This is a genomic window from Streptomyces hiroshimensis, assembly GCF_014650335.1.
GTDB classification, from domain to species: Bacteria; Actinomycetota; Actinomycetes; order Streptomycetales; family Streptomycetaceae; genus Streptomyces; species Streptomyces hiroshimensis.
This window is the reverse complement of sequence record NZ_BMUT01000009.1, coordinates 185,380-206,082: the sequence shown is the minus strand read 5'-3', so window position 1 is coordinate 206,082 and position 20,703 is coordinate 185,380. Positions and strand designations below refer to the sequence as shown.

At 72.5% G+C, this 20,703-nt stretch carries 17 protein-coding genes and 1 tRNA gene; 13 read left to right on the top strand and 5 right to left on the bottom strand.

Annotated elements, in window-relative coordinates:
• Positions 1-79: 79 nt before the first annotated feature.
• Together IE241_RS21285 and IE241_RS21280 are read right to left on the bottom strand one after the other, a co-directional pair.
• Positions 80-169: transfer RNA gene (locus tag IE241_RS21285), tRNA-Ser, on the bottom strand.
• A gap of 41 nt (positions 170-210) precedes the next feature.
• Positions 211-1,818 carry a S1C family serine protease gene (locus IE241_RS21280; RefSeq protein WP_229899575.1) on the bottom strand — a complete coding sequence of 536 codons (1,608 nt, stop codon included), beginning with the start codon at positions 1,816-1,818 and terminating at the stop codon, positions 211-213.
• A 275-nt stretch (positions 1,819-2,093) separates the two neighbouring features.
• Between IE241_RS21280 and IE241_RS21275 the strand changes: the two genes are divergently transcribed.
• The 3 genes from IE241_RS21275 to IE241_RS21265 all read left to right on the top strand — a co-directional run bounded on the left by IE241_RS21275 (position 2,094) and on the right by IE241_RS21265 (position 5,134).
• A complete protein-coding gene (locus tag IE241_RS21275) occupies positions 2,094-2,918 on the top strand; it encodes a glycerophosphodiester phosphodiesterase (RefSeq protein ID WP_229899573.1) in 825 nt (274 codons plus the stop codon).
• Positions 2,919-3,156: 238 nt separating this feature from the next.
• Positions 3,157-3,660, top strand: a complete 504-nt coding sequence (locus IE241_RS21270) for an ATP-binding protein (protein ID WP_373300729.1) — start codon at positions 3,157-3,159, stop codon at positions 3,658-3,660.
• Positions 3,661-4,150: 490 nt separating this feature from the next.
• Positions 4,151-5,134 (top strand): DUF5926 family protein, encoded by a 984-nt coding sequence (locus IE241_RS21265; protein ID WP_190023385.1) that lies wholly within the window; start codon positions 4,151-4,153, stop codon positions 5,132-5,134.
• Between the two features lie 366 nt (positions 5,135-5,500).
• On the opposite strand, the gene IE241_RS21260 is transcribed toward IE241_RS21265, so the two are convergent.
• Positions 5,501-6,358, bottom strand: coding sequence for a hypothetical protein (locus IE241_RS21260; protein ID WP_308433729.1), 858 nt, complete (start codon positions 6,356-6,358; stop codon positions 5,501-5,503).
• 422 nt (positions 6,359-6,780) lie between these two features.
• Positions 6,781-7,560: a bifunctional DNA primase/polymerase gene (locus tag IE241_RS21255; protein ID WP_190023384.1), complete on the bottom strand. Its 780-nt coding sequence runs from the start codon at positions 7,558-7,560 to the stop codon at positions 6,781-6,783.
• Positions 7,561-8,530: 970 nt separating this feature from the next.
• Between IE241_RS21255 and IE241_RS21250 the strand changes: the two genes are divergently transcribed.
• The 3 genes from IE241_RS21250 (at position 8,531) to IE241_RS21240 (ending at position 12,120) form a co-directional block, all read left to right on the top strand.
• Positions 8,531-10,144 carry a PP2C family protein-serine/threonine phosphatase gene (locus tag IE241_RS21250; protein WP_190023383.1) on the top strand — a complete coding sequence of 538 codons (1,614 nt, stop codon included), beginning with the start codon at positions 8,531-8,533 and terminating at the stop codon, positions 10,142-10,144.
• Between the two features lie 129 nt (positions 10,145-10,273).
• A complete protein-coding gene (locus IE241_RS21245) occupies positions 10,274-11,734 on the top strand; it encodes an aminopeptidase P family protein (RefSeq protein ID WP_190023382.1) in 1,461 nt (486 codons plus the stop codon).
• A 134-nt stretch (positions 11,735-11,868) separates the two neighbouring features.
• Complete coding sequence (locus tag IE241_RS21240) at positions 11,869-12,120, top strand: SCO4226 family nickel-binding protein (RefSeq protein WP_190023381.1); 252 nt, start codon at positions 11,869-11,871, stop codon at positions 12,118-12,120.
• A gap of 76 nt (positions 12,121-12,196) precedes the next feature.
• Here IE241_RS21240 and IE241_RS21235 read toward each other — a convergent pair whose 3' ends face one another.
• Positions 12,197-12,664, bottom strand: a complete 468-nt coding sequence (locus tag IE241_RS21235) for an ATP-binding protein (RefSeq protein WP_190023380.1) — start codon at positions 12,662-12,664, stop codon at positions 12,197-12,199.
• Positions 12,665-12,886: 222 nt separating this feature from the next.
• On the opposite strand from IE241_RS21235, the gene IE241_RS21230 reads away from it, so the two are divergent.
• The 7 genes from IE241_RS21230 to pheA all read left to right on the top strand — a co-directional run bounded on the left by IE241_RS21230 (position 12,887) and on the right by pheA (position 20,403).
• Entirely contained in the window at positions 12,887-13,717 is an 831-nt protein-coding gene (locus IE241_RS21230) for a hypothetical protein (RefSeq protein WP_190023379.1), read from the top strand.
• A 196-nt stretch (positions 13,718-13,913) separates the two neighbouring features.
• Entirely contained in the window at positions 13,914-14,666 is a 753-nt protein-coding gene (locus tag IE241_RS21225) for a YcnI family copper-binding membrane protein (RefSeq protein WP_190023378.1), read from the top strand.
• Positions 14,667-14,753: 87 nt separating this feature from the next.
• Complete coding sequence (locus tag IE241_RS21220) at positions 14,754-15,407, top strand: SCO family protein (RefSeq protein ID WP_190023377.1); 654 nt, start codon at positions 14,754-14,756, stop codon at positions 15,405-15,407.
• Entirely contained in the window at positions 15,407-15,883 is a 477-nt protein-coding gene (locus tag IE241_RS21215; protein WP_190023376.1) for a copper chaperone PCu(A)C, read from the top strand. The genes IE241_RS21220 and IE241_RS21215 overlap by 1 nt, the downstream gene beginning before the upstream one ends.
• 6 nt (positions 15,884-15,889) lie before the next feature.
• Positions 15,890-17,818 (top strand): copper resistance CopC/CopD family protein, encoded by a 1,929-nt coding sequence (locus IE241_RS21210; protein ID WP_190023375.1) that lies wholly within the window; start codon positions 15,890-15,892, stop codon positions 17,816-17,818.
• Positions 17,818-19,326, top strand: coding sequence for an iron uptake transporter deferrochelatase/peroxidase subunit (gene efeB, locus IE241_RS21205; RefSeq protein WP_229899571.1), 1,509 nt, complete (start codon positions 17,818-17,820; stop codon positions 19,324-19,326). Before IE241_RS21210 ends, efeB begins: the two co-directional genes overlap by 1 nt.
• A gap of 141 nt (positions 19,327-19,467) precedes the next feature.
• Positions 19,468-20,403 (top strand): prephenate dehydratase, encoded by a 936-nt coding sequence (gene pheA, locus IE241_RS21200; RefSeq protein WP_190023374.1) that lies wholly within the window; start codon positions 19,468-19,470, stop codon positions 20,401-20,403.
• The last annotated feature ends 300 nt before the right edge of the window (positions 20,404-20,703 follow it).

Here is a 20,703-nt window from a genome sequence, read left to right as displayed (position 1 = left end):
GCCCCGTGGCCTCGCGGCCCCAAGCGAAAGGGGTGTCCTCGATCGAGGACACCCCATCTGGCCTGCGTCAACGCAGGGCTGGCGGAGGCTGAGGGATTTGAACCCTCGGTGACATCGCTGCCACGACGGTTTTCAAGACCGTTCCCTTAGGCCGCTCGGGCAAGCCTCCCCGCACCGCCTGTGCGGCAGCGCGGGGGCCAGCCTATCGCTTCAGTTGTCGCCCTTGCGTTCGCCCAATGTGATCTCTGCCGTGGACTGCTTGCCGTCGCGGGTGTAGGTCACCGTCACCTTGTCGCCCGGCTTGTGGGTCCAGATCTCGCTGATGAGGGTGGGGCCGCTGTCGACGGCGGTGTCGTCGAGCTTGGTGATGACGTCGCCCGGCTTGAGGCCGGCCTTGTCGGCCGGGCCGCCCGGGGTCACGGCCGGGCTGTTGTTGTCGCCGGTGGGGGCGATCTTGGCGCCCGAGCCGACGTCCTTCATGTTCACCGAGGCCGAGATGACGGGGTAGACCGGCTTGCCGGTCTTGATGAGCTGGTCGGCGACGTTCTTGGCCTGGTTGATCGGGATGGCGAAGCCGAGGCCGATGCTTCCGGCCTGCTGCTGGCCGCCGCCGAAACCGCCGCCGTTGTTCGCGGACTGGATGGCGGAGTTGATGCCGATGACCGCGCCCTGGGCGTTGAGCAGCGGGCCGCCGGAGTTGCCCGGGTTGATCGATGCGTCCGTCTGGAGGGCGCTCATGTACGAGGCCTTGCCCATGCCGCCGCCGTCGCTGGAGGCCACCGGGCGCTTCTTGGCGCTGACGATGCCCGTGGTGACCGTGCCGGACAGGCCGAAGGGCGCGCCGATCGCGATCGTGGCGTCACCCACCGCCGTCCGGTCGGAGTTCCCGAGCGGGATGGGGTTGAGCTTCGCGCCGGACGGGTTCTTCAGCTTGATGACGGCGACGTCGTAGCCCTGCGCCCGGCCCACGACCTCGGCGTCGTACTGCTTGCCGTCCGAGAAGGTGGCCATCAGCTTGCCGCCGCCCTGGGCGGCCGAGGCGACGACGTGGTTGTTGGTGAGGATGTGGCCCTCGGTGTCGTAGACGAAGCCGGTGCCCGTACCACCCTCGCCGCCGCCGCTCTGCGCCTCGATGGTGACGACGCTCGGCAGCGCCTTGTTGGCGATGTCCGCCACGGAACCGGGGGCGCGGCTCTCGGTCTTCGGGTCGCCGGACGAGGAGATGGTCGTCGAGCTGCCGCCGCCGTCACGGCTGGCCGCCCAGTAGCCGATCCCGCCGCCGACACCGCCTGCGACGAGGGTCGCGGCCAGCGCCATCGCCACGAGGCCGCCGGCGCGCTTGCGGGCGGGCGGGTACGCGTCGGGGCCGCCGGCCCACACCCCGGTCGGGCCCATCGGACCCACCGGACCCACCGGGCCCACCGAGCCACCGCCCGCGGGCGCGCCGTACGGGTACGGCTGCTGCGGCTGCGGCTGCCCCTGAGGCGGCTGGTGATGCTGCTGGGGCTGCGCGTCGTACCAGCCGCCGGCACCCTGACCGCCGCCCTGACCGCCCTGACCCCCGCCCTGCGCGGCCTGGCCGCCGCCCTGCGCACCCGGCTGCCCGTACCCCGGCTGAGGCGGGGCCGCGGGCTGCGCCGGAGCCTGGGCCGGGGCCTGGGCCGGGGCCTGGGCCGGAGCCTCCGGCGCGGGCGGGACGTCGCCCTTCTCCATCGAAACGGCCGGCGAAGCGGCCGGCGAAGCGCCCGACGAGCCGCCCGGAACATCCGGAACGCCCTCCGCAGGCGCGACGGCGGCGCCCTCGTTCTCGGTGCTCACAGCTCTCTCCTCATCAGGTGCCACATCAGTTCCTACATGGTGCCTACGCCATGTGCCTACGCCATGCGCGGTGTGGTGTCCACGTCATCCGCGGGATCCACGCCGCCGACGTCGTTCACGCCACCCACGATCAGCCCACGGCCAGCTTTTCCCACCGCACGTCAGACCACCGTAAGCGGACCCTGTGCCCCCACGGCAGCGACGCTTCGCTCCGGGCACTCCACAACAAAAGGGACCGCATGCGTGAGGGTGCCGGGCGATGGCACGATAACGCGGTGACCTATGCGCACCCGGCCCGGGACCTCCGCCCCGAGCGGCACCCGCTCGCCGTCGTCGCCCACCGCGGGGCCTCCGAGGACGCCCCGGAGCACACCCTGGCCGCGTACCGCAAGGCGATCGAGGACGGCGCGGACGCACTGGAGTGCGACGTCCGGCTCACCGCCGACGGCCACCTCGTCTGCGTGCACGACCGCCGCGTCAACCGTACGTCCAACGGCCGCGGCGCCGTCTCCTCCCTGGAGCTCGCCGACCTCGCCACCCTCGACTTCGGCTCCTGGAAGGCCGACGTCTCCGACACCGAGGCCCCGGACCTGGACGCGACGTCCGTGCTCACCCTGGAGCGGCTGCTGGAGCTCGTGGCCGACGCGGGGCGGCGCGTCGAGCTCGCCATCGAGACCAAGCACCCGACCCGCTGGGCGGGCCAGGTGGAGCAGAAGCTGCTCGAACTCCTGGGCCGCTTCGGCCTCGCCGGGCCCCCCGCCGACGGCCCCTCACCGGTACGGGTCATGAGCTTCTCCGCCCGCTCCCTGCACCGCGTCCAGCTCTCCGCCCCGACCCTGCCGACCGTCTATCTGATGCAGTTCGTCTCGCCCCGCCACCGCGACGGGCGGCTGCCCGCGGGCGTCCGCATCGCCGGCCCGAGCATCCGCATCATCCGCAAGGACCCCGGCTACGTGGCCCGGCTGCACGAGGCGGGGAACGAGGTGCACGTCTGGACGGTGAACGAACCCGAGGACGTCGAGCTCTGCGCGCGCCTCGGAGTGGACGCGCTGATCACGAACCGGCCCCGGCGGGTGCTCACCCAGCTCGGCCGGTCCTAGCCCGCCGCCCCGCTCCCCGGCTCACTCCCCGGGCTACTCCCCGGGCTACTCCCCGGCTCCATTACAAGGAGTGCACCGGCGCGTTCGGTGCGTGTTCGATCCGGCCGAGTGCCCCCGGCGGGTCTCGGATGGCCGGTTTCCGGTCCAGTCCATTGGGGCATCCATCCCCTGACGTGGGGCAAAGGAGGTCTCGGGGGTGGCGTTGGTGGTGGCACAGGAGGTGCCCACGTCGTCGATCATGGCCGTACCCCATGGTCCAACCGGTGTGGGCCAGGCAAGACACCGGATGCGCAAGGATCTGCGCATCATCGGGGTACCGGATTCGGTCATCGACGACGCCGTACTGATCCTTTCGGAGCTGCTCAGCAATGCGTACCGGCACGGACGCCCGCTGAGCCCGGAGGGCGACGGTCGCAGAGACGGAGACGAGGGGGACAAGGACGGGGGAATACGTGCCGCGTGGAGAGTGGACGCCCACGGCCGGCTCACGGTCGAGGTGACGGACGGCGGAGGCCCGACCCGGCCGGTTCCGGCCACGCCTTCGGTGACCGCCCGCGGAGGCCGCGGGCTGAACATCATCAGCGCCCTCTCCCAGGACTGGGGGGTCCGTGACGCATCGGGCGAGGTGACGGTATGGGCCGCGCTCTCGGCTCACGACAGCTTCGCCACACGCGTGGCCGCCGCCGCAGCAGCGGCAGCAGCTTCCCAGCCGGTATTCGCAGATATCGACGAACTGACATGACAACCGACATGACAGTGGCGCGACGCGCGTAGATCCTGCCGCGAGACGCCGCGAGATCCCATACGCCCATACGACCCGGACAACCCGTAAGACCCGTAAGGCCTGCAACGACCTGCACGACCTGCACGACCTGCACGAAAGAGAATCACGCACGCCCGTGCACGGCCGGTGGGCCCCGCACCCGGAGCGCCCGTCAGAAACCCGCCAGGTACCTGCCAGGGACCCGCCGGGGAACAGCGCTCCGCACCGAGCGGCACCCCACCACCGGCCGCCGACCCGCCGACGCCCCGTCGTCCCGTCATCCCGTTCGTCCCCTCCTCCCGACGCCCCGCGCGCGTGCCCGTTCCGGCCGCCGCGGCGAGCGCTAGGCTCGCGCCCGTACGAGCCGTACGCGCCGCGTCGCACGGACCGTGTCGTACGCAGTCCCGTACGCACGTCACCGTGCCCGCCGCGCCGTACGCACCTGCACCGATCGGGAGACACGCACCCCATGGCCAAGAAGCGCCGCCCCCAGACCAAGGGGCCCCAGACCAAGGCCGCATCGCCGCAGGCCGCCGACGGCCGGATCCCCGTCGTCGGCGCCCGTGAGTCCTGCCCGTGCGGTTCGGGCCGGCGCTACAAGGCCTGCCACGGCCGCGCGGCCGTGCAGGCGGCCACCGAGCTCGTGCACCGGCCCTTCGAAGGCCTGCCCGGCGAGGCCGACTGGGTCGCGCTGCGCGAGCTGGTGCCCGCCGCGACGATCGAGCTCACCCTCAAGGGCGGGCTGCCGGAGGGCGTGCCCTCGGTGACGCTGGCCACCGTGCTGCCGATGGCCTGGCCCGCCCTGCGCCGCGACAACGGCGCCGTGCTGCTGGGCCTGCAGAACGACACCGCCTCCGGCGACCTCAGCCGCGACCTCGCCGACACCCTGCAGCGCGCGCTGGAGGCCGAGCCGGGCACCCCGGTGCCCGCCGGCCGCGCCGCCACCGACGGGCCGCGCCTGCAGGACCTGCTGGACCCGGAGGGCCCGTTCGAGCCGAACGTCCACACGGGCTTCGAGTTCTGGGTCGAGAACGCCGAGAACGCCACCGGCGATGTCGCCGCCTCCCTGGACCGGGCCAACGCCGCCGCCATCCCCACCGCCCGCCTGTCCGGCGTCGAGGCCGCGTACTGGTGCGAGACGCCGGAGAAGAATCACCTCCGCTGGGTCATGACCCACCCCGAGGAGCAGCTTCTGGACGCTCTGGCCCGGCTGCACGCCGCGGGCACCTCCTCGCTGGGCGATGGCACCCGCCTGGTCGGGTCGTTCCGGGCGCACGGCCTCACCGTGCCCGTGTGGGACCTGCCGAGCGACATGCGCGCCGAGGACACCGAGAAGCCGGCCGCGGCCTTCGCGGAGCGGCTGGCCACGGCACTCGCCGACACCTCTCCCCTGACGGGCGACGAGCGGCGGGCGCGCAGCGGCCTCACCAGCCGTCAGATCACCCTGAACTGAGGCGGGTCCGCCGCCGGGACGGCCACGCTTAGCGGTACCCGGCGGCGGACTGTTGGATTCCAGGCAGCGGAGTAGTTGATTCCGGGGCCTAAACGGGCGCCATTTACGTGACTCCTGTCACAACTCCCGCTGTCAGCCCGGAAATACGCGTCCGGAAATCCACGATCGAATTTGCGAACGGCCGATCTCTTGTTACCGTTCTAGGAGCCCGGTCGCTGGTGCATCCCCCGTCGCCAGCGACCGGGCGTTTCCATGCCCGGAAACGCCGGCACGGGCGCGCGGCCCCGAGAGCCCGCGCCGGGAGCCCGCGCAGGGAACCTGCCCCGGGAGCTCGCGCCGGCAGCCTGCACCGGGCGATCGCCCCGGTTAATCCCCTCGCTCCTCCGCCGAGTTGCTCCCCGAGCGCAGCAGCAGCTTCCCGTCCGCCGTGGCGATCTCCGCCACCGCCTCGTACGGATCTCCGCCCGGCTCGTCCCCGGCCGCCCCCTCGCCCTCCGCCCGGATCGTCCGGACCGTCCGCGCGCGAGGCGTCTCACACCCGTCAGGGTCGTCGGAGGCGGTCGTACGGCACTGCACCTGCACGGTCCGGCCGTCGGGGCCCATGAGGGTCAGAACGGCCCGCAGAGGGGCGCCTGTCGCGTTGCGGTAGTACGTACGGGCCCAGGTCTCGTTGCGCTGCTCCAGGACGCACGTCTGGGCCTCCACGCCTTCGGGAGAGGTGAGTTCGGGGCCGCAGCGGGCGGAGGCGGAGACGGCGGAGCCCGCGGGCCCCATCAGCGGCGGCGAGGCCGCGGGCCACGCGCCCTGATCCTCGCGGAGGTCCGGACCGAGGCCTCTGCCGAGGTCCTTGCCGAGACCCCTGCCGAGGTCCTTGCCCAAGTCCTTGCCCGGGCCTCCGGGACCTCCGGGGCCTCCGGGGCGCCCCAGGCCCGCCGACTCCCCGCGCAGCCCGCCGTCGGCCGCCCCCGGGTGCTTCCCGGGGCGCTCCCCCCGCGCCGCCTCCGGGCCCGGCAGGCCCGCGGGCCCGGCCGTGGCGGCGGCCAGGGGCAGCACGACGGCCAGCGCCACGACGCTCGCCAGCGCGACCATACGAAGGTTGGCGCCCCGCGGCTCACCGCCCCGGCCGGACTCCGCGAGAGCGCCCTCGGACTCCGCCGGGGCGCCACCGGGCGCTGCGGGGGTTCCACCCGGCTCCGCGAAGGTTCCGCCCGGCTCCGCGGGCACCCTCGGCCCTCCGGACCCGACGGACATGCCGGATGTACCGGACACTTCGGGCACACCGGATGCAGACGCACGCTCCATGGGGACCACCTGAGATTCGCCGCGCGGACGCTGAATGGATCGCGGGGACGGCTGGGACGGGCTCGGGACACCCCGGCCTCGGTTCGACCGGGCCCGGCCGGCATCGCCCGGCACAGGCCCTCACCCCTGAACATAGCGGTCAGGACAGGGCTCGCCCCGGGGCCGCGCGGTGGAATCCCGCAGAACTCGGACGGGCTTACACCCGTACGAGTGAGAGCGCGTGCGTCTCCCGTCCGTACGCGCTCTCCGTGTGCTCGTACCGGCGCTTCTCAAGAGCGCCCTTCCGCATCCCTGCAGTCAGCAGCGGTCAGCAGCCGTCAGCAGCGATCAGCGGTCTCCGGCGGTCAGAAGGCGAGCCGGCTGCCGCCGCCCGACGTCCCCGTGCCCGCGCTCTCCTCGACCAGGACGTCGACCAGAGCGGACACGTCCGGCAGCCACGGCCGGGCGGACCCGGTCGTACCTTCCCTACGCTCCGCACGCTCCGTTCGATCAGCCCGGAACGTACGAATCCCGCCACCCGAGGCGCCATTGACAGGTCCGGCAGGACCTGCCGGCTGCGGCGCCCGTTCCCAACGCACCCGGCCCGCACCCGTGGGCGACGGCGGCAGGGCCACGAAACCGCCCTCCCCGTGGAAGAGCAGCGAACCGGGCACCCAGTCCTGGCGGTGGAGCAGCTCGCCGAGGACCTCCAGGGAGTAGGGGGCCACGAGCAGGGCCCAGCGGGTGGGGGTGGCGACCACGGGGCCCAGGCGGATGCCCGCGCGGTCGAAGGCCGCCAGGGCGCGGGCGCCGGCGACCGCGGGCAGGCTCACCGCGCAGGGCGCGCGGCCGCCCGTGGCGAGCACGACGGGTGCGTCGGGCCGGTTGGTCCACCACCAGCGGACCATCCGGGCGTCCGTGGTGGCCGCCAGCAGCCCCGGGTCGAAGGGGTGGGCGCCGGGGACCGCGCAGTCGGGCTGCGGGCAGCTGCACCGGCGCACGCGCCCGCCGTCGGGCCGCAGGCCCGCGCCGGGCAGTACGGGCCACTGCCATTCGGTGGCATAGGCCAGGGCCGCGGTGAGGACCGCGGACCGATCGCCTCGCCTGAGCGAGAGCTTGCGTCGCCTTCCGAGGATCTCGCGCATGAGCGCTCGTTCCTTTCCGTAAACGCCGAAGTCGGGACCCCCGCCGGTGGCAGGGGCCGGATCACGCTGTTGGACTGCACTGCTGAGCTGTTGGACTGCACTGCTGAACTGCCGTGCACAGCTGGACCGCCGTGCCGTGCCTTGTGAACTGCCTTGCGGTTTACGCGGCCGTACGGGTGGTACGGATGGAACTCGGAGTAACCGGCCGGCGCACCGGCCGTGCCGCGGAGACCCGTAAGACGCTGCAGGGATCTGCACGACCCTGCACAGCCTTGCGCGGTCATTGCACGGCACTGCGGGACTGCCTACTGGAACTGCACCTGAACTGCACTCGGGCCGCGTCCGAACTCCATGGCACTACGGCCCGACATGGCGCGCCGCTCAACACGCCGTGGCACTTTCCAAGCCGGCACACCACGTGGATCACTAGCCACTGCTTGTACAACGCAGCGCATCACGCCACGGGCCGAGCGTGAAACATGGCGGGGGGTGGCGCGCGTATGGCGCTTCGTGCCGAGCCTGTCGCCCCTCGCCTGCGGCATGGGTTTCCCCATCGCCCTCGGGTGCGGGCGCGGCCGTCGCCGGTTAAGACGCTCGGGCCCGCCGCCGGGTTCCGGGGCGGCCCCAACTGCCCCTGCCCTTCTTCGTGTACGTACCCACCGGTGTGGATATGACGCGCTGTCGAGCAACGCCAGTCGACCGCAAATCCATGGCCTCTGGACCATTTTCCGGCCAACTTTGAAACCCCATAGACACCACCAATCCCACCGGTTCAATGCTGGACATCTCCTTGCCCGGGCGTGTACATGTGGAGCACCGATAGCGCGCAACGCGACAGGGGGTTTGCGATGCTATTCATGAGAAAACACAGGTCAAGACGGTGGTCAAGAGGGAGCGGCAAAGTGCCGCGGGCCCTGGTGCACACGAGCGCCCGGTCCACCGCGCCGCAGCCCGGTCCGGGTAGCCGGCCATGACCACGCCCCACCTGCCGAAAGTGGCCGGAATCAATCCTCCGCTCCCCGCTCCCGCGCAGACTCCCGCCCCCACATCTGCCGCCTCCTCCGCAGATCCCCTCTCCCCTGCTGCTCCCGGAACGCCCGGATCGGATGCCCCGGCAAGCACCGCCGACCCCGCGGACCCGTCCGCCGCTGCCGCCTCCTCCGGCGCCTCCGGCCCTTCCGGCCCGGCGGCGCTCCTTCCGGGTCCCTCCCTCCCCGCCCCCAACGCCGTCGTCCAGGACCGCCTCGCGGGCTGGATCTCCGACCTCACCACGCTCCAGGAGCTGACCGAGCGGCTCACGCGCACGGCCACCCTCGACGCCGCCCTGCACGAGGCCCTGCGGGCGGGTGCGACGCTCGTGGGCGCCCGCCGCGGCCTGGTCACGCTGCACCCGGCCACGGGCCCCGGCCGCGACCACCCCGTCACTGTCGGATTCGGCCTGGACCACGCGGACCTCGGCCACATCGAGACCCTCCCGGAGGTCCCACCGAAGGCCGCGCCGGAGACCGCCCCGGGGACCGCCCCCGAGACCGCCCCGGGGGCCGTGCCCGAGACCGCCCCGGGGTCCTACGGCCGTCTGTTCGACGACCTCCCCCCGGCCGGATCCCGTACGGGCACCGCCCACCCCGACGTCGCCTCCGACGAGGGCCTCGACCCCCGGTACCGGGAGGTCGCCGCCCGCCTCGGCTACGGAGCGAGCTACGCCGTCCCCCTGGAGACCGACAACGCGGGCCGGATCGGTGCGGCCGTCTGGCTGTACGACGAGCCGGCCGAGCCCACCGAGCGGCAGCGTCACCTCGTCGGCCTCTACCGCGACCACGCCACCGAACACCTCGCCCGCCAGCTCGAACTGGCCGAGGCCCGGGAGGCCGTGGCGACCCTCCGCGAGGAGCTGCTGCCGAGCAGGCTGCCCCGGACGCCGGGCATCCGGCTGGCCGTCCGGCACCGCACCGGTCCGCTCGGCGGCGGCGACTGGTACGACGCGCTGCCGCTGCCCGAGGGCGCGCTCGGCCTGGCCGTGGGCGGAGTAAGCGGTTCCGGTCCCAGCGCCGTGGCGGCCATGGGCCGGCTGCGCGCGTCCCTGCGGGCGTACGCCGTCATGGAAGGGGAGGATCCGGTTGCGGTCCTCTCCGACCTAGAGCTCCTGCTGCGGCTCACCGAGCCGGCCCGCGCCGCGACGGCGATCTTCGCGTACTGCGAGCCGCCCGAGCGCAAGGTCATCCTGGCGGGGGCCGGCCACTGCCCGCCGCTGATCATCGGCGACCACCGCGTCGAGTTCGTCGAGACGTCGCTGTCCGCGCCGCTCGGGATGCTCGCCTGCTGGGAGGCGCCCAGCGTCGAAATCGAACCCGCCCCCGGAGAAACGCTCCTCTTCTACAGCGACGGGCTGCTGCACCGGACCGGCCGGCCGATGGACCGGGCCTTCGCACGGCTGCGCACCGCCGCGGCCGGAGTGCCGAAGGCGGCGCGCCGGGACCCGGACGCCCTGGTGGAGCACGTGCTGCGCACGGTGCTGCCGCCGGAGAGCCACAGCGACTGGGACGGCAGCGAGGACGTCGTCCTGCTCGCCGCCCACTTCGAGTGACACCGTGACCCGCCCGACCCCGCTTGCCCCCGCCTGACCCGCCCCTCCCCCTCCTCGGATTTTCCTCATAGTTTCCTCGTATTTCGGTCACACATACGATGGAAAGCGCCCCGTCCGAGGAGGAAAGCAGTGACCGAGCAGCAGCCCGCGCCCGAGAACCCCGAAGGCGACGAGCCGATCAAGCAGCGGAAGAACGGCCTCTACCCCGCCGTCTCCGACGAGCTGGCCGCAAACATGAAGACCGGCTGGGCCGACACCGAGCTGCGCGACCTGCAGCCCGTCGAGCAGGCGCCGCACACGGCCCGCCGCCGCGCCGAGCTTTCCGCGCGCTTCCCCGGGGAGCGCCTGGTGATCCCGGCCGGGAACCTCAAGACCCGTTCGAACGACACCGAGTACAGCTTCCGCGCCTCCACGGAGTACGTGTACCTGACCGGTGACCAGACCCAGGACGGCGTGCTCGTCCTGGAGCCGGCCGGCGCCGAGGGCCACCGGGCGACGCTCTACCTGCTGCCCCGCTCCGACCGCGAGAACGGCGAGTTCTGGCTCGACGGCCAGGGCGAGCTGTGGGTCGGCCGCCGCCACAGCCTCTCCGAGGCCGAGCAGCTGCTGGGCCTGCCGGCCAAGGACGTCCGCGAGCTCACCGAGGCGCTGCGCACGGCCACCGGCCCGGTCCGCGCCGTCCGCGGCCACGACGCCGGCATCGAGGAGGCCCTGACCGACAAGGTCACCGCCGAGCGCGACGAGGAGCTGCGCGTCTTCATCAGCGAGCAGCGGCTCGTGAAGGACGCCTTCGAGGTCGGCGAGCTGCAGAAGGCCGTCGACTCCACCGTGCGCGGCTTCGAGGACGTCGTGAGGGTGCTCGACAAGGCCGAGGCCACCTCGGAGCGCTACATCGAGGGCACCTTCTTCCTGCGCGCCCGCGTCGAGGGCAACGACATCGGCTACGGCTCCATCTGCGCCGCCGGCCCGCACGCCACGACCCTGCACTGGGTGCGCAACGACGGCGCGGTCCGCTCCGGCGACCTGCTCCTGCTGGACGCGGGCGTGGAGACGAACAGCCTCTACACCGCCGACGTCACCCGTACGCTGCCGATCAACGGCACGTACAACGACCTCCAGCGCAAGATCTACGACGCGGTGTACGAGGCGCAGGAGGCCGGCATCGCGGCGGTCAAGCCGGGCGCGAAGTACCGCGACTTCCACGACGCGGCGCAGCGCGTGCTGGCCGAGAAGCTGGTGGAGTGGGGTCTGGTCGAGGGCCCGGTGGAGCGCATCCTGGAGCTCGGGCTGCAGCGCCGCTGGACCCTGCACGGCACCGGTCACATGCTCGGCCTGGACGTGCACGACTGCGCGGTCGCCCGTACCGAGACGTACGTGGACGGAGTCCTGGAGCCCGGCATGGTCCTGACCGTCGAGCCCGGCCTGTACTTCCAGGCGGACGACACCACCGTGCCCGAGGAGTACCGCGGCATCGGCGTCCGTATCGAGGACGACATCCTGGTCACCGAGGACGGCAACCGGAACCTGTCGGCGGCGCTGCCCCGGACGTCCGCGGACGTCGAGGCGTGGATGGCGTCCCTCAAGGGCTGACCTGAAGGGCCGGCCTTAAGGGCTGGCCTTAAGGGCTTGGGAGGACCGGCTGCTCAGGGGTCCCTGCGGTGGTCCGCAGGGACCCCTGAGCGCATCATGGCCACATAGGGCGCACCCAGGGAGGTGTGGGAGCCATGAGCAAGTACATGGACGTCCATCACGGCATGAAGGGCATCACTGCCGACCAGCTTCAGGAAGCGCACCGCAGGGATCTGGCCATCGAGGCCGAGGAGGGCGTGCACTTCGAGCGGGCCTGGGCGGACCCGAAGTCGGGCACCGTCTACTGCCTGTCCGAGGCACCCTCGGCGGATGCGGTCAAGCGCGTCCACGCCCAGGCCGGGCACCCGGTCACGGAGGTCCACCCGGTGCCGCTGACGGTCGAGTGACAGCCGGGCGACGGCCACGGCCGGGTGACAGACAGCCGTGACAACCGCGGCCGGGTGACAGCCGGGGACGCAGGGGTCACGACGCCCGGAGCAGCGCCGCGTCCTCTCTCCACTTGAGGATCTTGTCGAAGGTGACCACGGCCCCCTGGCGGCCCGGGCGGTTGCGTACACGGACGTGGTCGGTGAGCGACTCGATAAGGAAGAGGCCCCTGCCGTGCTCGTCCTCGGCGGGGGCCAGGGGCCGCGGCTGCGGGCGCTGCCGACGGCGTTCATGCGGACGGGGCTGCTCCGGGAAGCCCGGGCCCGAATCGGTGACCTCGATCCGGCAGGTGTCGCCGTCGATGAACGCCGTCACGAGATAGCCCGTGGAGGAATCGCCTCCGTGCTCGACGGCATTCGCACACGCCTCGCTCAGGGCGAGCGAAAGATCATAGGAAATATCGGGGTCGACGCCGGCCGTCTCCATCGCGCCGATCAGCAACCGCCGCGCGAGCGGAACGCTCGCGGCCTCCCGCCGCAGATGGAGTGACCACCAAATGCTCATGCTCAGCCTCCTGGCCGCGGCTCGACATACCGATACGTATAGCCAGCACTGACACCCCGTAAGCCTCCGGAGCGTGTGAGACCGCTCATTCGGACGACGCGCCCGGTGGATGCATCGGTGTATGGCGGTGGACAGGAGTGCGCCGGTGCGCCCCCTACGGGTGGAGATCGAGCGCCCCCTGCCGTAGGGGAGGAGTAAGCCCGGTGGGATGATGGCGCAGCCATGCCTCACCCCGTCGCGCGTGTCGGCGCCGATCTGCGACTGATCCGGGCCGCGGTGTTCACCGCGGTCTGCGTTCTGCTGTCCGCGGGCGGGCACGTGCTGGCGTCGTGCGCGAAGGTGCCGCTGTGGACCCTCGCGGCCGGCTTCCTGGCGGTGCTCGCCCTGGCCGTGCCGCTGGCGGGGCGGGAGCGCTCGCTGCCGTCGATCGCCGCGGGTCTGGCAGCAGGGCAGCTCGCACTGCACACGCTCTTCGGCATCGGCCAGCAGGGCGCCGGGGTCGCGGCACGGCAGACGGTCACCGAGGGCCGGCTGATCAGCTTCGCCTCGCAGCTGGTCTGCAACCAGCCGCACCTCATATCCGCCACCGACGCCCGCCGCGTCATCACGGACGCCGGCCTCGACCCGGCCGTGCACCCCCTGCAGCAGTCGGGGGCGGCGGCCGCGGGCGCAGGCTCCGGAATGCACTCCGGGATGTCCTCCGGAATGCCTTCCGGCTCGCTGCTCGACGCACTCCCCCTCTCGCTGCCGATGCTGCTCGGCCACCTCCTCGCGGCGCTCGCCGCGGGCTGGCTGCTGCGGCGCGGCGAGGTGGCGCTGTGGCGAGTGGTCGCGCTCTCGGGGCAGTCCGCGCGCGAGGTCGCGGAGACCTCTCTCGTACGGGCGCTGCGCGCCGCCTTCGCGCTCGTGGGCACCTTGAGGGAGACGGCCGCCGGGATGCCGCCGGTCGCCGGTCGGCGTCCGGCCGGGGACGAGGAGCGGCCCGCCACGGAGCCGGTGCTCCAGCACTTCGTGATCAGGCGGGGCCCGCCGGTCTTCGCCCTCGCGGCCTGACGACGCGACGCCTTCCCCCTTCCCCGAGCCTTCCCCGAGCAGCCGAGCGCCTCCCGCTCTGCAGCGCGCTCGCGCTCGCGCACGCTCACGCCTGCGCACAAGGCACATTCCGGGCATGAGGACGGGTCGCACGGTCGTCGTCGCCGCACGCGTGCCACCCCTCCTCACTGATCTCTCCTGCCCCTGGAGTGTCCCCATGAACGCCAAGACCGCTCGCCGTCGCCTCCCCGTCATCGGCGCCTTCGCCGCCGGCTCCGTCCTGCTCCTCGCCGGCCCCGCCGCCGCGCACGTGAGCGTGCAGCCCGGCACCGCCGAGAAGGGCGGCTACAGCACCATCGCCTTCAAGGTGCCGAACGAGAAGGACAACGCCTCGACGGTGAAGCTCGAGGTCACCCTCGACACCAAGCACCCGCTCTCCTCGGTGATGCCCCAGCCGGTTCCCGGCTGGGAGGTGAAGGTCGAGAAGACCAAGCTGGAGAAGCCGCTGCAGACGCACGGCAAGACGATCGAGGAAGCCGTCAGCAAGATCACCTGGACCGGCGGCAAGATCGAGCCGGGCCAGTTCCAGCAGTTCCCGCTGTCCGTCGGCAAGCTGCCCGAGGACGTCGACGAGCTGGTCTTCAAGGCGCTCCAGACGTACTCCGACGACGACGTCGTCCGCTGGATCGACCCGTCCAAGCCGGGCGGCGCCGAGGCCGAGCACCCGGCTCCCACGCTGAAGCTCGTCGCCAAGGGCGCCGCCGCCGGCAAGGGCGACGACCACCACGACGACGACAAGACCAGCGGCAAGAGCACGGACGGCAAGACCGAGAACGCGTCCGAGAAGTCGGACAAGGGCGACGGCGGCTCCGACACCACCGCCCGCACGCTCGGCATCGTCGGCATCGTCGTCGGCGCGGCGGGCGTCGCCTTCGGCGTGCTCGCCGGGCGCCGCCGCTCGGCGGCCTGACGCACGGACCGGCCGGGGCGCCGGGCCCTCACCGAGGCCCGGAGCCCCGCCCCCCGCACCACCGACCCATTCCTGGAGAAGAGCTCCATGCGCACCCGCATTCTGGGCGCGGCCCTGGCCACGGCCGCCGCGCTCACGCTGACCGCCTGTGGCGGCGGCTCGGACGACGGCGGCGACAAGCCCGTAGCCGACGTCTCCGCGACGCCGAAGAAGGCCGCGATCACCCTCGACACCCCGAAGGCCAAGCCGGACCTGGTCCTCACCGACACGAACGACAAGAAGTACGAGCTGGTCAACGCGACCAAGGGCCGCCCGCTCCTGCTCTACTTCGGCTACACCTACTGCCCCGACGTGTGCTCCACCGTCGTCTCCGACATCGCCGCGGCCGAGAAGACGCTGCCGAAGGAGGACCGGGAGAAGCTCCAGGTCGTCTTCGTCACCACCGACCCGGAGCGCGACACGCCCAAGCGCATACGGGAGTGGCTGGACGCCCAGGGCGGCCAGGACATAGTCGGCCTCACCGGTGACTTCGCCACCATCCAGGCGGCGGCGAAGGGCATCGGCATCTTCGTGGAGAAGCCGAAGAAGGAGAAGGACGGCTCCATCACCGTCAGCCACGGAGCCGAGGTGGTCGGCTTCTCGCCGAAGGACGACGGCGGCCACTGGATATACACCACCGAAACCAGCAAGGACCAGTACTCCAAGGATCTCCCGAAGATCATCAAGGGAGAGAACCCGTGATGCGCAAGACCACCGCCGCCACCGCCGCCGCCCTGCCGCTCGTCCTCGCCGGAGGTCTCCTGCTGCTCACGGGCTGCCAGTCCGAGAAGGACGCCCTGGCGTCCGGCAAGCCGCAGCTCTCGGTCAGCGGCGCCTACCTCCCGCAGCCCGCGATGACCGACATGGCCGCCGCCTACTTCACCGTCGGCAACGACGGCGACAAGGCCGACCGGCTCACCAAGGTCACCAGCCCGCTCTCCGGTGACATCACCATGCACACCACCGAGGGCTCGCAGATGAAGCACGCGGCCGCGCTCGACGTGCCGGCCAAGGGCGAGCTGAAGCTCGCGCGCGGCGGTACGCACCTGATGCTCGGCAAGCTCGACCACAAGCCGAACGTCGGCGAGAAGATCGAGTTCACGCTGCACTTCGCCACCGCCGGCCCGGTCAAGGTCAAGGTGCCGGTGGAGTCCACGACGTTCCGTCCCAAGGACTGACGTGCGATGAAGACCCTGACCGCCGGGCGGCTGCTGCCGGTCCTCGGCACGCTGCTCGCCGCGCTGCTCTGTGCGCTCGGGCCCGGGGCGGGCAGCGCGTCGGCGCACGCCGCGCTGACCTCGACCGATCCGGCCTCCGGGTCGGTGGTGCCGCTCGCGCCCCGGCAGGTGAAGCTCACCTTCTCCGAAGGCGTCCTGCTGAGCGCCGACTCGGTGCGGATCCTCGACCCGCAGGGCAAGCGCGTCGACGAGGGCAAGCCGGCGCACGTGGACGGCAAGTCGAACACGGCGTCCGTCGGGCTCGCGGGCGGGATCGCCGACGGCACCTACACGGTGGCCTGGCAGGCCGTCTCCGCGGACAGCCACCCGGTGGCCGGGGCCTTCACCTTCTCCATAGGCGCGCCGTCGAAGACGGCGGCGAAAGTGACGACGGCCAAGGCCGACCCGGTCGTCGACACTCTCTACACCACAGGGCGCTATGCGGCCTATGCCGGCTACCTCCTTCTCGTCGGCGGCTGTGTGTTCGCAGGCGTGTGCCGCTCCCCGCGACCGGTGCAGCGCACCGCGGTCGGCGGCTGGATCACCCTCTTCGCCGCGACCTCGGTGCTCCTGCTGCTGCGCGGCCCGTACACGAGCGGCAAGGGCCTCGGCGCCGCCTTCGACCTCGCCCTCCTCGGTGACGTCCTGGCCACCAAGCCGGGCGCAGCCCTGCTGTCCCGCCTGCTGCTGCTGAGCGCCGCCGCGGTGTTCCTCGCCGTCCTGTTCGGCTCGTACGCCCGCGAGGACGGCGACCGCACCGGCATGGAGCGCCGCGACGTCGCCTACGGGCTCGCGATCGGCGGCACCGTCGTCGCCGTCGGGCTCGCGGCGACCTGGGCGATGGCCGAGCACGCCTCGGCGGGCCTGCAGCCGTGGCTCGCGATGCCGGTCGACGTCCTGCACCTGCTGGGCGTCGCAGTGTGGCTGGGCGGCCTGGCCGCACTCCTGGCCGTGCTCTGGACGGGCGAGCCCATCCGGCAGGCGGAGGTGCAGCGCTTCTCCCGGCTCGCCTTCACCTCGGTGTGCGTGCTGGTCGCGACCGGCCTCTACCAGTCCTGGCGGCAGGTCGGCTCGTGGGGCGCGCTCACCGGCACGGAGTACGGCCGCTGGCTCCTCCTCAAGATCGCACTCGTGGCGGGCATGGTCGGCCTGGCGTACTTCTCGCGCCGCTGGACGGGCCGGCTCACCGACCGCCGCCCGGCGAAGAAGAAGCCGGCCACGGCCGCCAAGCCGGTCCAGGTCAGGACGGCCGGGCAGGCCCGGTCCGCCAAGGCTGCGGGCCCCGCGCGGGAGGACAAGGACACCTCCCCCGAACGGGCCGCCCAGCTCGCACGCCAGCGGGAGGCCCTGGAGAAGGCCGCCGGGCAGCGGCGGCGCGACGCGGACGAAGGCCGCAGCGGGCTGCGGCGCACCGTCCTGGCCGAGGCCGGGGTCGCCGTCGTCCTGCTCGCCGTCACCACCCTCCTCACCGGCACCCAGCCCGGGCGGGCCGAGACCGAACAGCGCGAGGCCGCCTCCTCCGGAGGCCCCCGCACCCCGGCGCCGGCCCCCTCCGGGCCCGCCGAGGTGAAGATCCCGTACGACACCGGTGGCACAAATGGGCGAGGCACGGCCCTCATACGTATCGACCCGGCGCGCTCGGGCAACAACTCCCTCGACGTCTCCGTGACCGACCCCGCCGGGAAGGCCGTCGACGTACCCGAGCTGGAGGTGGCCTTCACCGAGACGCGGAAGAACATCGGCCCGCTGCGCACGTCCCTCAAGCGCGGCGCCGCCGGCCGCTGGCAGGCCTCCGGATTCCAGCTGCCCATGGCCGGCGAATGGCAGCTCACCCTGACCGTACGGACCTCCGACATCGACCAGATCACGGAGATCAGGAACGTGAAGATCAACTGATGACTGAACGATCCCAGGACGAAGAGAAGGCCGCACAGGCCGCAGAGACCGCACAGACCGGACCGGCCGCACAGACCGGACCGGCCACACAGGCTTCGAAGGCCAAGCAGGCCAAGCAGGCCCAGCAGGCCCAGCAGCCTGGCAAAGCTGCGAAGACCGGTAAGGCCGGGAAGGCTGTGGCAGAAGCCAAGGCCGCCGAGGCTGCTGTTGCTGCCGGGACCGCGAAGGCCGGGACCGGCCGGGCCGAGCAGCCCGCTCGGCCCGCGCAGGCCCGCAGCGCGAACGGCGTCAGCCGCCGCCGGCTGCTCGGCACGGCCGGGGCCGCGGGCGCGGCCGGGCTCGTCGCGGGCGGTGCGGCCGGGGCGGTCGCCGCCGAGACCGTGCGGAAGGAGCCGGACCCGCTGAACGGCGTCGGCTCCGCGGCCAGGTCCTTCCACGGCGCGCACCAGGCCGGGATCGCCGACCCCGCGCAGACGTGCGGCCACCTCGCCGCCTTCGACCTCGCGCCGGGCGCCGACCGCAAGGCCGCGGCCGCACTGCTGCGGCGGTGGTCGGCGACCGCGGCCGACCTCATGGCCGGGAAGACGCCCACGGGCGACGACTCGGGTGTCGCGCTCGACGCGGGCCCCTGCTCGCTGACCGTCACCTTCGGCTTCGGCCGGACGTTCTTCGACCGGACCGGGCTGGCTTCGAAGCGGCCCGCCGCCCTGGAGCCGCTGCCCGCCTTCACCGCCGATGCACTCGACCCCAAGCGCAGCGACGGCGACCTGTGGGTGCAGATCGGCGCCGACGACGCGCTCGTCGCCTTCCACGCCCTGCGGCTGCTCCAGCAGCAGGCCGGGAGCGCGGCACGGCTGCGCTGGCAGATGAACGGCTTCAACCGGACGCCGGGGGCCACCGCGCGGCCGATGACCGCCCGGAATCTGATGGGACAGATCGACGGCACGAACAACCCCAAGCCGTCGGACCCCGACTTCGCGACCCGGATCTACGTGCCGGAGGACCCCAGCGGCCCGGACGCGTGGATGGTGGGCGGCTCCTACGCGGTGTTCAGGCGGATCCGCATGCTGCTCGACAGCTGGGACAACCTCTCCCTGGAGCGTCAGGAGAAGGTGATCGGGCGCCGCAAGTCGGACGGGGCACCGCTGTCCGGCGGCACGGAGACGACGCGGGTCGACCTCGACAAGTTCCAGGCGGACGGGTCGCTGGCGATCGCGGGCGATGCGCACATCCGCGTCGCGTCGCCGGTGACCAACCGGGGCGCGAAGATGCTGCGGCGGGCGTTCTCCTACCATGACGGCTTCCTCGATGACGGGGCTCCGGACGCGGGCCTGCTGTTCGTCGCCTGGCAGGCGGACCCGCTGAAGGGTTTCGTGCCGGTGCAGCGGAAGCTGGACCGCGGCGACGGCCTCTCCCGCTTCCTGCGGCATGAGTCGAGCGGCCTCTACGCGGTGCCGGGCGGCTGCGCGCCGGGCGAGTACGTGGGGCAGCGACTGCTGGAAGGCTGAGTGCTGAGGGCTGAGGGCCGGGAGGCCCGGCCGGGCTCCTCGCTCCCCGGGGACGGATCGGGCCGGCGCTCAGTGCGCCGGACCCGCCACCGGGGCGCTCGGTATCGTGGCGAGTCCCCGGACGATCGAGGAGCCAGCGTGATGTCGGCCAGCCGCTACACCTATCTCGGCCCCGAGGGCACGTTCACCGAGGCCGCCCTGCGGACGCTGCCCGAGGCGGCGACCCGGGAGCTGGTGCCGATGGTGTCCGTGCCTGCGGCGCTGGACGCCGTGCGGAACGGCGAGGCGGCGGCCGCGCTCGTGCCCATCGAGAACTCGGTGGAGGGCGGCGTCACCGCGACGCTCGACCAGCTCGCCGGCGGCACCCCGCTGATGATCTATCGCGAGGTGCTGCTGCAGATCACCTTCGCGCTGCTCGTGCGCCCCGGGACCGGGCTGTCGGACATCAAGACGGTGACCGGCCACCCCGTGGCGCAGCCGCAGGTGCGCAAGTGGCTCGCCACGCATCTGCCGGACGCGCTCTGGGAGTCGGCGGCCTCCAACGCGGACGGCGCGCGCCTGGTGCAGGAGGGGCGCTTCGACGCCGCGTTCGCCGGGGAGTTCGCGGCGGCCACGTACGGGCTGGAGCCGCTGGTCACCGACATCCACGACGCACAGAACGCGCAGACCCGGTTCGTACTGGTGGGCCGCCCGGCGCGGCCTGCGGCGCGGACGGGCGCGGACAAGACGTCCGTGGTGGTGTGGCTGCGCGACGACCATCCGGGTGCCCTGCTGGAGCTGCTGCAGGAGTTCGCGACGCGCGGGGTGAACCTGATGCTCATCCAGTCCCGCCCGACGGGCGAGGGCATCGGCAACTACTGCTTCGCGATCGACGCGGAGGGGCACATCACCGACCGGCGCGTCGGCGAGGCGCTGATGGGGCTGAAGCGGATCTGCCCGAAGGTGCGGTTCCTCGGCTCGTATCCCCGGGCGGGTGTGGATCCGGCGGAGGTGGGCCCGGCGCGCTACGGCACGTCGGACGAGGAGTTCGTGACGGCGGCGGACTGGCTGGTGCGCTGCCAGGACGGCCGGGCCTGAGCAGGCCTCGGCCGCACCCGGCCCGGGCACTCCCGGGCCTGCCGCTCGTAAGCAGGAGTCGTTGATGTCCACGCCTCGACGGTAGCCGTCGGCGCGGACATCCCCAGAGTTATCCACAGGCGGTTCTCGACCTGGGGACAAGTCGACAGAGCAAGGCGCGTACCCCGCCCTGCGAATCGGTCAAGGTCGACAAATCGCTCTAGCCATAGGGCCGTCATCCACAGCACCTAGGTTCGCTCGATCGAGCTGCCCACAACCCACCCGTCAGCAGAATGTCTGCGAATAACCCTTTAGGGCGAG

Coding starts and splice junctions, on each gene's coding strand:
- IE241_RS21270 (WP_373300729.1), top strand. CDS start 3,157: ATGGCCGTACCCCATGGTCCAACCGGTGTGGGCCAGGCAAGACACCGG.
- IE241_RS21265 (WP_190023385.1), top strand. CDS start 4,151: ATGGCCAAGAAGCGCCGCCCCCAGACCAAGGGGCCCCAGACCAAGGCC.
- IE241_RS21255 (WP_190023384.1), bottom strand. CDS start 7,560: ATGCGCGAGATCCTCGGAAGGCGACGCAAGCTCTCGCTCAGGCGAGGC.
- IE241_RS21250 (WP_190023383.1), top strand. CDS start 8,531: ATGACCACGCCCCACCTGCCGAAAGTGGCCGGAATCAATCCTCCGCTC.
- IE241_RS21240 (WP_190023381.1), top strand. CDS start 11,869: ATGAGCAAGTACATGGACGTCCATCACGGCATGAAGGGCATCACTGCC.
- IE241_RS21235 (WP_190023380.1), bottom strand. CDS start 12,664: ATGAGCATTTGGTGGTCACTCCATCTGCGGCGGGAGGCCGCGAGCGTT.
- IE241_RS21230 (WP_190023379.1), top strand. CDS start 12,887: ATGCCTCACCCCGTCGCGCGTGTCGGCGCCGATCTGCGACTGATCCGG.
- IE241_RS21225 (WP_190023378.1), top strand. CDS start 13,914: ATGAACGCCAAGACCGCTCGCCGTCGCCTCCCCGTCATCGGCGCCTTC.
- IE241_RS21220 (WP_190023377.1), top strand. CDS start 14,754: ATGCGCACCCGCATTCTGGGCGCGGCCCTGGCCACGGCCGCCGCGCTC.
- IE241_RS21215 (WP_190023376.1), top strand. CDS start 15,407: ATGCGCAAGACCACCGCCGCCACCGCCGCCGCCCTGCCGCTCGTCCTC.
- IE241_RS21210 (WP_190023375.1), top strand. CDS start 15,890: ATGAAGACCCTGACCGCCGGGCGGCTGCTGCCGGTCCTCGGCACGCTG.
- efeB (WP_229899571.1), top strand. CDS start 17,818: ATGACTGAACGATCCCAGGACGAAGAGAAGGCCGCACAGGCCGCAGAG.
- pheA (WP_190023374.1), top strand. CDS start 19,468: ATGTCGGCCAGCCGCTACACCTATCTCGGCCCCGAGGGCACGTTCACC.